General features: G+C 58.1%; 5 protein-coding genes and 1 tRNA gene. 3 read left to right on the plus strand and 3 right to left on the minus strand.

Translation table 11 applies throughout. From position 1 onward, the window contains the following. Positions 1 to 128: 128 nt before the first annotated feature. The gene (gene tig, locus L1A08_RS18485; RefSeq protein WP_238758007.1) at positions 129 to 1565 is read right to left on the minus strand and encodes a trigger factor; all 1437 of its coding nucleotides are present in this window, start codon (positions 1563 to 1565) and stop codon (positions 129 to 131) included. A gap of 73 nt (positions 1566 to 1638) precedes the next feature. Further along, positions 1639 to 1710, minus strand: a tRNA-Gly gene (locus L1A08_RS18490). Between the two features lie 464 nt (positions 1711 to 2174). Here L1A08_RS18490 and L1A08_RS18495 point away from each other — a divergent pair. Further along, the gene (locus L1A08_RS18495) at positions 2175 to 2483 is read left to right on the plus strand and encodes a branched-chain amino acid aminotransferase (RefSeq protein WP_238758008.1); all 309 of its coding nucleotides are present in this window, start codon (positions 2175 to 2177) and stop codon (positions 2481 to 2483) included. Between the two features lie 143 nt (positions 2484 to 2626). Continuing rightward, positions 2627 to 2947 carry a branched-chain amino acid aminotransferase gene (locus L1A08_RS18500; protein WP_238758009.1) on the plus strand — a complete coding sequence of 107 codons (321 nt, stop codon included), beginning with the start codon at positions 2627 to 2629 and terminating at the stop codon, positions 2945 to 2947. A gap of 271 nt (positions 2948 to 3218) precedes the next feature. Here the strand turns inward: L1A08_RS18500 and L1A08_RS18505 are convergent, their stop codons facing one another. Further along, the gene (locus L1A08_RS18505; protein WP_238758010.1) at positions 3219 to 10130 is read right to left on the minus strand and encodes a leishmanolysin-related zinc metalloendopeptidase; all 6912 of its coding nucleotides are present in this window, start codon (positions 10128 to 10130) and stop codon (positions 3219 to 3221) included. A gap of 622 nt (positions 10131 to 10752) precedes the next feature. Between L1A08_RS18505 and L1A08_RS18510 the strand changes: the two genes are divergently transcribed. Then, positions 10753 to 12324: a hypothetical protein gene (locus L1A08_RS18510; protein WP_238758011.1), complete on the plus strand. Its 1572-nt coding sequence runs from the start codon at positions 10753 to 10755 to the stop codon at positions 12322 to 12324. Positions 12325 to 12954 lie beyond the last annotated feature (630 nt).

Genomic DNA, 12954 nt, shown 5'->3' on the forward strand with positions numbered 1-12954 from the left:
CAGGGTAGCACAATTTGCGAAACGACGCACGTATTATCAGTGTGACAGTCGGACCGGACTCCGGTTCCCTGATTCCATAAAAAAAGCCGGGGATTTAACCCCGGCTCGTTTTCTGCTCTGCGGAAAAACTACTCGTCTTCGCCGCCTTCGACATCCTGGGGAACATCGTTGATGTTCGACGTGATTGACCGGTTGACCGTCTCGACGCTTTCGTCGAGGAAGCTTTCCATCGGTTCGTCTTCGAAGGTCGCCTTCGACAGAATGAAGTCGACGGCCTTACGCTCACGAATCTGAGCTTCGAGATTCTCGATCATTCCCGACTTGATCAGGCGGGCACGCAGCTTACGCGGGCTTTCACCCTGCTGCATGGCCATGTAGGTGATTTCCATCGAGATGTCTTCGTTGGTGCACTCGATGTCTTCTTTGGTCCCGATGCGATCCAGAACGAAGTGTTCCTTCAGAGCCTGCTGAGTGACCGAGAGGCTCTGCTGACGCAACTGGTTCTCGCGAGCCATGATCTGCTGACGAGAGAAGCCGGCCTGCTGCATTTCGAGGATTTCGCGACGCAGAGCGTTGTCAACGTGCTTGCGAACCAGACCTTCCGGAAGATCCCAGGAAGCCGACTCAGTGATCTTTTCCAGCACCTGCTCGCGGGTCTTCTGACGCTGCTCGTAGGAAACCTGACGGGTCAGCGAATCCTTCAGCAGTTCGTCCAGCTTTTCTTTGCTTTCGGCACCAATGCGTTCGAGCATGGCGTCGTCGAGTTCCGGAAGTTCCATCCGTTTGACATCGAGGACGGTGAACTTGGCATGGACGGTTTCGTCCCGCATTTCGACGTCGGTTGCTTCGCGGGAGATCTTCAGATCAATCTCGCGGACGTCGTCGGCTTTGGCACCGACCATTAGTTCTTCAAAGCCATCGACTTCGGCGTCCCAGAAGCTGAGCTTCGGACGTACGCGAAGGGTGATCTCATCAAACTCGCGGATCACTTCGCCGTTGTGCGTGAATTCGACGTTGCAGACGACGTAATCACCCGCTTCGACGGCTCCATCGTAAGGAACGACCTGACCGAAGCCGGCGAGATATCGTTCGCGAGCCTGAGCGACGTCTTCCTCGCTGATCTCACGGACCGGGCGACGAATGGTGACATTGCTGTATTCAGGCAGCTCGAAAACAGGACGAACTTCGACTTCGAATTCGTAATCGAAGTCACCGGATTCCGGCACTTCGAGATTTTCGACATCGAGTTCCGGCTCGTTGATCGGATCGAGATCATGCTCTTCCGAAACCTGCTCCAGACTCTGCAGGAGCAGCTTCTGCTTCAGCTGATCGGAAATTTCCTTGCGGAAACGCTTCGCGAGCAGCTTCTCGGGAACCTTTCCGGCACGGAAACCAGGCACAGCGGTGCCGCGGCTCAGATCTGCAACCGTTTCTTCACGCAATTGCTGAATATCAGCTTCAGAAACCGTGACAGAAATATGTTTCTTGCAGGGCCCTACGTCCTTGATGTCGACCTTCAGGTTCAGCCCAGCGTTCTCTTCAGCTACTGCTACGTCTTCCGCCACGACCGACAACTCCCGTTCCTTGCCTGTACTGCTGCCCGCAATGTTGAGCAGTCCCATGAAGCCAATAAAAAAGAGCGGGTGAAGGGATTCGAACCCTCGACAGCCACGTTGGCAACGTGGCGCTCTACCACTGAGCTACACCCGCAATGAGATTCAGATTGAGACGCGAGATTATAACGGCGGTCATTTTCATTGCAAAGGATCTGATCGCCTTCGCAAAAAAAATCTTGGCATCGCCAGGGGCCGGGGTGGGCCGTCATCGCAACAAACCGTCACGCGTTGCGTTTCAGCAACACGTTGCTTTTTGAGGTCGATCGCACAATACGTTGCCTGCGAACAGGTTACGACACGCCGCGACGAACTTCCTCCACTGCTGTTGCTTTCTCGCCACATCGGCACAGGGCCGGACCCGGCTTGAGAAAAAGCGATCGCCAAAAATCAGGAAAGTGCGTAACAGCCTACAGAGCAACAGTTTGCAACACGAGCACCCAGAGGCTACGCAGTTTCCCTAAGCGACCCAAGTCCCCAGTGGCACACCCGCTGCTTTTACAGCCTGTCAACACCCTGACACACACAAGTCAAAGCCTTAACCCCCTGGAGACTGCAACAATGACGAACACTCTCAACGCTCTGTACAACGACGAAGCTGGTTTCATCATCTCTGCTGAGCTGGTCCTGGTCGCCACGATCTGTGTCCTCGGCATGGTCGTCGGACTCTCTGAAGTCGCCTTCAACGTCAATCAGGAACTCGAAGACGTCGGAGCCGCCTTTGGCAGCGTGAATCAGAACTTCGCCTACAACGGCACGGCCGGCCACAAGGGCAGCATCGCTGGCAGCACCTACAACGACGAATGGGACCAGTGCGACGACAGCTGCGATGTCACCTGCGACGTTGGACCGACCCCGGAAAGCTACTAATCCGGATCGCTCGCTCGAAGAGAACCGCTAACCCCTGGGCCGCGACAGCCGCATCCGCTGTCCGGCCCGGACCCGGCGAACTCAACCCCGCTCACCACTATTCAAGCACTTTCGAATTCCTGATTTGACAGAGGAGTCCACTCATGAACCTTACAATGGCCCTGTACAACGATGAAGCTGGCTTCATCGTCTCTGCTGAACTCGTCCTGGTGGCAACCATCTGCGTCGTCGGACTGGTTGTCGGACTTTCCGAGATCGCCTGGGGCGTGAACGAAGAAATGGAAGACGTCGGCGCAGCCGTCGGCAGCCTGAACCAGAGCTACGCCTATCAGGGTGCGGCCGGTTGCAAGGGAGCCGTCGCAGGCAGCCACTTCGGCGACGAGTACGACTTCTGCGACAGCCAGTGGAACCTGGCCTGCGATGTCGACCCGACCCCGGAAAGCTACAAGTCCTACGGCTACTAAGATCCCGTGTCGGCTCCGAGGGGAGAGGTTCGATCCCTCCCCTCCTCAGCTCGATACGCCCGGCAACACGCCCCTGAACCAACGACGAGCGGACGATCACTGGCAGAGCCAGTCGCCCCCGAGGCAACGACCACCCTCGCTGAAACAAACACAACGATTAACTGCGGCGGCTTGAAGTGTGTGGTCTCCTGATGCCGCAGAATGCCGACAGGCCCGATGATCCTGGGATCATCGGGCCTGTTTGGCGTTTCAGACAATGCTGGTCAGCAGATTACGGGAAGATAACCGGCTGGTTCGGGAACGGATCTGCTCCCGGGTTGTAGAACGGCGTTCCGGGAACCTGTGGGTTCTGAGGAGGAACGTCGAACGCTGTTGGCACGTTGACGGTACGCCAGCGGTACAGACCGGTGATATCGTTGAATCCGTTGTTATCCGGATCTCCGAAGATCGCGAAGGCGTCGTTGATATTGATCGGGTCGATGGCACCGAAGTCGTTGAAGTCGCTGATCACCGAGCCGAAGAAGTTTCCACCATCAATCGCTCCGTTCTGAGCCATGTCATAGGCTCCGCCACCATCATCCAGGACCAGCGTCGACTCGCCGACACCGGCGACGTCGATCCAGCTCATGGTGAACTGCTGGCCCGGAGCAACCGGTCCGAACTGCGGGTTGTAGGTCAGGGTGATGTTACCCATGTTTACGCCCGTCGCCGTGACTTCCCGACGAACCCCGGTCGGGTAGTCGTCGAAGCCGATGATGCCCCCGTCGTAATCGTTCCCGGTACCACCGATGTTCGGCAGTGTGGTGGCGATTGTCGTAGCCGACGGAGCCGGGTTGGCCAGCACGGTGCCGGTCTGGTAGTCGATCAGATCCAGAGTCGTACGAGTCGCGTTGCGGCGACGGCTGGTTCCCAGCGAGTTCGGCGGATTGAAGAACCGTTCCGGCGACTTGAGGCTGTCGGCGTTGTCGTAGTAAGCCTGTCCGTAACCGGTGACCGTCGGATCGCCATTGGCATCCCGCATCACGTCGAGCTGATCACCACGGTTGTCTTCAAACCGCAGGTAGAGTCGAGCCAGCGGATCCGGGTTGGTCAGCGAGCTGAAGGCCTGGTTCGTGAATCCGGCGGACGCAGGATCCGGCGTCGCCACAAAGGTGGCAATCACAACGTCGATGTTCTGGTTCCCCGACAGGTAGTTCTGACGGATGTCAGCAGTCGTTTCTCCGAAGGTACTCGTGCCGGCCAGGAGCAGCAGACCGTTGCGTTCATCGTCTTCGGCGATCGAGTCATCCCGACCGTTGCCGATGACCGAGTTGCGGACCAGCTGCACATTCAGGTCGTTGATCTGGTTGATCGAACCGGCGTTGTTCTCAACACGAATCCCGTTCGATCCGTTGTTGGAGATCACGCTGGTCGCGGTCGCTCCGTTGTTGAGAGTCGGGTCGATCGTGGTCCGTCCGGCGATGCGGGCGGTCAGAGTACCGTTCTGGCTGTTGAAGATGCGGTAACCGTTTTCTCCGTTGAAGGAAACCACGTTGTCGACGAAGCCGCTGGTGTCGCCGTCAATCAGGCTTCCCAGTCCGTCAACCTGGCCGACGAGCAGCTCACCCACTCCGGAGCGGAACAGGTCAACCCCGTCCCCGCCGTTGTTGGTGATGCGGTTGCGAGCCGCGGTGTCGACCCGGATATCCCCGGCGTCGATGGCTTCGATGTGAACTCCGTCCTCACCACTGTTGTTGATGATGTTGTCGTTCATCTCAGCAACTCGAACTTCACCGAGCAGGTCGGCGAAGATGGTGACCCCGTCTTCTCCACTGTTAGTGATGACGTTCTCGTTAATGGCGACAATCACATCGTCGTCGTTGTCCTGGTCGGTCGTGGTGCTGTTGATGCGAATCCCGTCGCGACCAGAGTTATCGATGTCGTTGTCCACGATACTGACCATCACAGCGGCCGGGTCCCCGAAGCCACCGGCGGAGTCTTCAGCCGAGATGCTGATGCCGTCCACTGCAGCATTCAAGATCGTGTTGCCCTGCCAGGTTCCGGTCAGGATACCGAAGAACTCCGTGCTTCCTTCGATTCCATCGCCGGTCCCGGTGGTGTCGATCGTGTTGTTGAAGATGTTGACGTTCAGGACCGCGTCGCCGGAGGACAGCAGGTCGATGCCGTTAACTCCATTGTCGTTGATCATGTTGCCGTCGCTGGCACCGAGTCCACCGATCAGGAAGTCCTGAACGAAGGTGTTCGGTGGATTGAGGAAGTCGTTGGCACCGCCGAAGGCCCGGATGTCGATGCCGTCTCCGTTGTTGTTATTCAGCATGCTGCTGCGGATCCAGACCGGATCGAGCTGCGATTCAGCTCGGCGGGTGATGCTGATGCCGTCACCGACTCCCGGAGCGTTCCCTGCACCGTTGTTGGTGGAGGTCACGTTCTGGATGAGTGTGCCGAATCCATCTCCGCCAGCTCCATCGATGATGCGAGTCTGATCGGTGATATCAACCATGATGCCCGAGCCAAAGTTGCCGTTGAAGGTCGTGTTCTTGGTCGTGCTGTCTCCGATCCGCAGTTCAGTCAGAATCGCGGTGTCGGTCATGATCAGGCCGAAGCCTTCCCCATTGAAGTTAGCGTCGTCGGTCGCGGTGCCGTTGTCGGAATCGACGTTGCTGCTTGCCGCGAGGTTATCCAGGCGGATCGTTCCGCGAGTCGTATCACTCATCTCGACAGCAAGACCGGCGTCTTCGTTTCCATTCAGCGTACTCGCCACCGGCCGGCTTGCGACCAGGGTGAACTGACTGTTGTCGCTGGCGTCGATGTGGTAACCAATTCCGTCGTTATTGTTGACGGTGTTCCCGAAGAACCAGGAGGTCTCATCGGTCTGGTTTGGTCCGGTCACAATCCCGTTGCGGTAGATCGAGTTGCCTTCGAGCTCGACATTGATACCGCCGAGGGTGTTGTTCGAGATATCGTTGTAGCAGATGATCGCATCAAGGCGATTTCCGTTGTCGAGGGCGATGTTGATCCCGCGACCAATGTTATTGTTGATCTCATTCAGGCTGACCGTGATGTTGTTGTCACCCAGAGCGTTGGAAGCGAACTGAGGATTCAGCAGTCGGATGCCATCTCCGGTGTTGCCCGAGATCTGGTTGTTCTCGATCAGCAGGTTATTCAGGTTGCTGTTTTCCAGCGAGAGGTTGATCCCGTTGCCCGTGGCGGTCGGATCGATCTGCACCAGGCTGGAAACCGGCATCGTGGCGGTTGCATACTGAACCGGTCCAACGTTGTTGTTGAAGGAGCCGACGAGCAGGTTGGACGAGCCGCCGCCCTGAATCGGTGTCGGATCGACATAAACATCCGCAGCGTTCAGGTTGACAATGTAGCCCTGGTCCTGCAGCGAAGCGGCGGTGATTGCCGACAGCTGGTTCGGACCCGGAGTATTCAGGAAGCCGGTCATGAGCTCGCTGTCGAAGATCGACTCACGCCAGTGTCCGTCAGCAGTACCCGGCCCGCCCGTGTTTTCGACGGGCACGCCCGTGTCGGAGACACCGAAGATCGAGTTGTACTGTGCGGTCGCAAGTGCTCCAGTGAAGCGGGTATCGGTCGTCCCGTCGCCACCACTCGGGTTAAGCAGGAGTCCCTGGCGGTTCCAAATGGTGCCGATGCCGAGGACGTGTCCCATTTCGTGGAGGATCACGTCTTCGAGCTGTCCGCTCGATTCAAGGCTGGCGAGGTCAGCAGAATCGAACTCCATCAGGCCCTGGTAAGGCAGATCGGAGCCGGTTCGAAGAGCGGTCGGACCAGCCTGTCCCAGGATGCCGCTCACGCCGTCGATGGCCACACCTTCGGCCGTGATCTGCACGTCGTCGATCAGGCCGACATCCGGCAGGTCGCCGACGATGATCTCAGCCCAGCGATTGGCAGCCGACTGGAAGATCGCCTGCTGACTGGCACTGAGGCCGCCGAGGAAGACAACTTCGATGTTGAACTGGCTGATCGGATTGACAGCCACCAGGTTCCCGTTGCCGGAGATCACGTTGTCCATGATCACGGCGTTGTTCAGGCTTGAGTTGAGCAGCTGGAAATCAATCCCGTTCAGGCCGTTGTTGGCAAACCGGTTGCCGAGGACCCGCAGGTTGTTGATCGGAGCATTCTCTGCACTGAAGTAGACCCCGTTGTCGATGTTCCCGCTCGAGATTGAATTCACGATGTAAAAGTCATCGAGCGTCGTATCAGCGATATCGATGAGAATACCGTTGTCGGCGTTATCTGTGGTCGCGGCATTGAAGATCCCGCTGTTCGAACCGGCGGCAAAGGTGGCACCGCTTCGCAGGTAGATTTCGATACCGTTGCCGTTGGTTGTATCGTCGCCGTCCTGTCCGTTGCGGAGGAACTCGTTGAGCGTGAAGTAGGTCCGCGTGTCCGGATCGGCCGGATCAGCCTGAGTGAAGTCGAAGTCATCCGACGGGCTGCCGATCTGCAGAGCCAGCGAGCTGTTGTTGTCGCCGTGGATCAACATCCCGTTCAGGCCGTTGTCGTTAAACTGGCTCGGCGTCGTCGCGGTCACGTCTCCAGTGACAGGATCGCGTGTCACGCCTCCCATCATCGGGTTCAGCATGGTGACAGTGGCGTTGTTCCGGGCTTCCAGAATGTAACCGTGGCCGAAGTTATTGTTCGACGTGTGCGTGTCCGGCGAAGCCAGAGTCAACACGCTGTTGGCTCCCGTAGCAGCCGTCCGCAGACCGAACTCGTTTCCGAGCGGAGCCGGCGTGGTGGCCATATACGGGTTCTTCGCGGTCGGCAACAGGCCCGGCAGGTAAGGATTGTTGTTCGAGGTATCGTTGTCAGCCAGATAGGCGGAGAAGACGCCGCCATCGATGGCTTCGATGTTGATACCATTCTTGTTACCAACAATATCGTCGGTGTCGCTGACGTCGGTGATGATCGTGCCATTCACCTGCTTATCGCCATTGATGTCCTGGGCGGTGAAGGTGTTCTCCACTTCTCCAGAGTCGTTCAAAGACTGCTGACGATAGTATTCGGCTTCCGACTGGTAGGTGCGGTTGCGAATGATGTGGCGACCCTGGGTGGTGTCTTCCGCGAAGATCCCGGCCCCGGCACTGTTGGCGATCAGATTGATGCCGACGCCGATGTCGTCGCTGGACAGCAGGCCGTCCTTGTCGTTGTCTTCGTTCAGGTCGATGATGCCGTCGCCATCGAGATCTTCACCGATGTCGAGCTTGCCGTTTCCGTTCACGTCTTCGGTGCCGGTGGCGACAATATCGAGCGTGCCATCGTTATCGATGTCTTCGCCGAAGATATTGTAGGTGACGTTGTCTTCCACCTGCATCAGCAGGGCCCCGTCGAACTGAGTGACGGTCATACCGGAGTTCGAGTTGAATCCGTCCCCTTCGACCCGGTTCATCCGCAGGATGCCCGTGCTGTCGCCGAAGTTGGTGATGTTCACCCCGTGGACCGTATCGACGATGAAGTTGCTGTTGATGTTGAAGCCGCTCACTCCGGTGCCCATGGCCGGATCGACCATGTTACCGGTAACGATCCCGTTGTTGAGCATCGTCGGCATGTTCGGGTTCTGGCCGTTGATCACGAAGCCAGAGACTTCGGTCAGCTGATCACAGGCGACCGAGAAGCTGTTGTCGATGGTGACGACAGACAGCGGGCGGTTCGACACGATGGCCGAATCGTTGGTCAGGATCGGACGCGGGTCAGCCAGCGGATCGAAGATTGTGCCGGCGAAATCTTCCGAGCCAGGCAGCCCAAACGTGATTCCGTTGCCGAGTTCGGCCACGTTGGCAGACATCGTATGAGCGGCGTAGCGGAAGACTTCGGATCCGTTGACGTCGAGATCGCGAACCAGCTGACCAGTCGAGGCCAGCAGACGCTGATTTTCGACGATCACGAAGCCGGAGTTCAGGTTGTTGTCGATGAGCGTTCCGTCAGGCGTCGCTCCCGGCTGCACCAGCACGATATGGTACTGAGCCTTCTCTGCTCCGGAGAGAGCGTTCCAGGCTTCGGAGCTGTTGAACGGATTCTCGAAGGAACCGTCGCCATCAGCGAGCACGTTGTCGATTTCGAACGGATCAACGTGAGCCACCTGAATCGGTGAGTCGTCGGTTGGGCAGAGCAGCGGCACGCTGTCGGCGATCGTGTACTGTTTCGTGCTGACGCGGTAGTTACGTTCTTCCGGTCGCAGCATGTAATCGTGGACACGCGGCTGACGCATGTGGCGACGCGACCGTCCGTCCGGCAGATTGAACACGAAGCTGATCTGAGAGCTGGTTCCGAAGATATCGTCGTTGGTGTACCGGAAGTCCATCAGCAGGTCTTCGGTGAGGTTGGCATCGGCGTGAGCCATGAAGCCGATCCCATCCTGGCCGTCGTCGGACGTGTTATAGTACGCCCCGAAGTCCCAGTTGAAACCGAACTGACCGAGCAGCGGAATCGGGCCCCCGATCGAGGCATCCAACTGGTTGAAGGCGACTTCCTTAACCCGCTCGCGTCCGATGAGGACGTTGTTACCACCGAAGAACGGATTGGTATCGAAGGAGGTCCCGATGAAGTCGTTCGTGTCACTGATCAGACGGTTCGCATTCACGCGGGTTCGCCAGTAACGCGAGGTCATCGCCCAGCTGAGTCCCCCCTGCACGTATTGCTTCACGTGGCCGCCGTCGTAGTCGAGCCAGATCGACTGCGAGTACACTCGATCCGCAGCCGAATCGTAGTGCCGGCGTCCGAAACCGAGGTTGAAACCCCCATCGGAGTTGTTGGTCACCATCCCGCGGAGATCCCAGAACAGCAGGCTGTTCTCGTCAATCGCCCGGGGGATGAAGGCGCCGATGTTGGTGTAGCCATCGTCGTAGCCCCAGAGGCCGCCGTTTCGCTGATCCAGGCGATACTGGACCGCGAAGACATCGCCACCCATCTGGTACCCCAGATTCGGAGCGGCGTAGGTCTCCATATAGGCTTGCGACGGAGCAGGCAGTTGCGGTTCCCCGCTGATGATGGCGCGTCCGGTGTCATCCGATCCGATCACATGCGGAATCGGCGGGGGGGCTGTGTTGTCATCCGAGAGTCGCACGCGACCTGACGGATCGACCTCATCTGCCCCGACGGGTAGAACAGGAGCACACAGCGCAAAAGCCGTTGTGAGACAGGCAAGAAAGCGTTTCATGGAGGGCTCCAGCATCATGCTGACTGAATCCTGCTAAGTTCGAGAAATCGTCGTCGGGCTTGCGAGTCGGATTTCGAGAAGAAATACTGTCGTGATAGGTCAATCGTTGTGTGGTGTTGTCCTGGCCTACTGGCGATCACTCGAACCGAGCGCAGACAGGTCGTACCGATTGTGCTGACAATGATGGTTATTCAGAATTTCGGATCATCACGATCGTAAAGTTGAGCAGAATCGATCCAATCCGAATAACTTGACAGGATGTGCAGAGGCTACAAAAACCAAACCAAGCCCCGCAGGCCGGTTAAACCCTCGCCTCACAACGATTTGAGCTTCACTCCCGAGCGAAGGGCTGTCGCGTTCCACATCGCCGGGGAATGATCTTGACACCGATTCCAGTCGCGACGAACTCGCGACTGCTTGCCGACATGCAGGAATTCTGGGAGAGATGGGCCCCCTTGCGTCACTCGTGACCACGGCCCCTGACTTCTCAGCTCATTCAATTAGAGAGGTGCTTCATGTGACGCTGCCCCATGCTCTGGCGGCCGATCCTCATTTTCGAGCTCGCGGCTCGGCAACCCCGCCGCCCGTCGCAGCTCCATCTTCAGCAGGGAGTCGACTTTTGATGACACAGCCCACCCGCCCCGTTCGCTTCGGTCTCCGCGCCGTCGCGATCCTCCTGCTCCTCTTCCCTTTACTGACTCCGGGCCACGCCCGTGCCGAGGAGTCCCCTGCCCCTGAAGCTCCGCTGAAGGCGGCGTTCGCCGAACGGGACATCACGCCCGAAATTGGCATGGAACAACCCGGTGGTTACGGGAAGTCGTACCACCGCACGCTGCACGATCCCTGCAAAGTCCGCATCGGTGTTTTCTCCAGCGGAGAGGGCGAGCAGAAGAATTCCGCCGCGGTCGTCAGTGTCGATGCGCTCATCGTCCGTCGCGCAATGGTCGAAGCGGCTCGCGCGCGAATTGCCGAAGCAACCGGAATCCCCGGAAATCGCGTGCTTGTTCACGCGACCCATTCTCACTCGTCCGGTCCCACCGGGATGATCCTGCCGGGTGAATTTGATCACGCCAGTCAGGAAGTGCAGGATCTGGCTTACGAGAAATCGAGCATGGCCGACGCCAAGTATCTGCAGCACGTCGAAGACCAGATCGTCGACGGCGTGGTCACCGCCTGGAAGCAGATCGGCAATGCCCGCTTTGCTGTCGGACGGGGGCACGAAGATACCGTCGCTCATAACCGCCGCTTTCTGATGAAAGACGGTCGCACGGTTACGCATCCACGTCCCGGCAATCCGGACATCGTGAAAGTCGCCGGTCCGACCGATCCCGAAGTCGGTGTTCTGGCGGTCTGGAATGACGAAGGCGATCTGACCGGCTGCATTGTGAATTACGTCTGTCACGCCACCGCCAGCCCGGGCGGCATCTCGGCCAACTATATTTACTACGTCGAGAAGGTGATCCGCGGCATGTTCGGCGAAGACGTCGTGGTCGTGTTCCTGGCTGGTGCGTCTGGGGATGTGACTCAGGTCGACAATCTGACCAAGACGGTGCCCAAGTCGGGCGAAGCATCCTCGGCTCTGGTCGGGGGACGCATTGGAGCCGAGGCGGTCAAAGTGATCCTCGGCCTCACTCCGGGAACCGATTGCCCGATTGATGGACGTCAGGAAGTGCTCAAGATTCCTCGCCGGGAGCCACGGCCGCAGAACCTCGAACAGGCCAAAGCCCTTGTGAAACAGTCTCCAAGCGATGTCGGCGCAACCGAGTGGACCTTCGCAAAAGAGACCGTGCTGCTGGAAGCCCGGCTGAAGTCGGAACCGATCGCCGACGTGGAAATCCAGGCGATTCAAATCGGTCCCGTCGCGATCGCCACCGTGCCCGCCGAGTATTTCTGCGAGTATGGTCTGCAAATTAAGAAAGGAAGCCCCTTCCCCTTTACCTTTGTGGCTTCGCTGTCGAACGGCTGCGTCGGATATGTCCCGACCGTCTCTGCGTTTGGCGACCAGGGGGGCGGGTACGAAACGCGATTGACCAGCTACAGCAACCTGGAAATCACAGCGGGGGATGAGATGGCCGCCACGGCGATCAAGCTGACACGCGAGATGAAGCCAGGTTCAGTGCCCGGTCCCAAGCCAATGCCCGCCTTCAAGGGCCCGGCCTGGTCCTATGGAGATATCCTGCCGCAGGTCGACTGACCCGAATCTCGCAGCACGAATCCGGCGGTCACGAATTTCACCGCCGCCAATCCCTCAGTAGCTTTCCTGAAACGCCCCGTCGCCGGCCCGGTGACGGGGCGTTTCTTTCTTCGGGGTGTCAATACGAATTCATTCGCCTTGGAATCGTCCCGAATTCGCCCCGATTTCGTGCTCTAAAGCTCCTTCTGACGACCTCCGCATTTGACTTTCCCCGGACTGCGAACCTGCCGAACGCTCTTTGCGATAACTCCTGCCTCTCAATGACGTTCTGTCGATTACACGTTTCGTTTGCCGGAAACACCCGACGTGTTCCGAGCCCGGTTTGAGCCCTTTCAGACCTGATTTTGGCAACATGTTCAAGAATGGCTGTCCAAAAAACCGAATGAATAGCTTAGACGGCTGGAATCAATCCCGTCACGGTTTGCTGACTGCGTTCTGAGTTCTCGAATCCTTCCGGATCTGATGCTCAAGTCGCACCAGCGAAGGCGAAAGCCAGACCATTGCGGAGTTGATTCCGACGGTTGCAGGGAAGCGATCGTTTCTTTCCGAGGTCGTCATGGAGGGGGGAAGCTTGCTCAGACGTACTCTATACGTCAGCGGGACACTCCATAGGAGACTAAGACCACAGTT

The organism is Rubinisphaera margarita, assembly GCF_022267515.1.
Taxonomy (GTDB): domain Bacteria; phylum Planctomycetota; class Planctomycetia; order Planctomycetales; family Planctomycetaceae; genus Rubinisphaera; species Rubinisphaera margarita.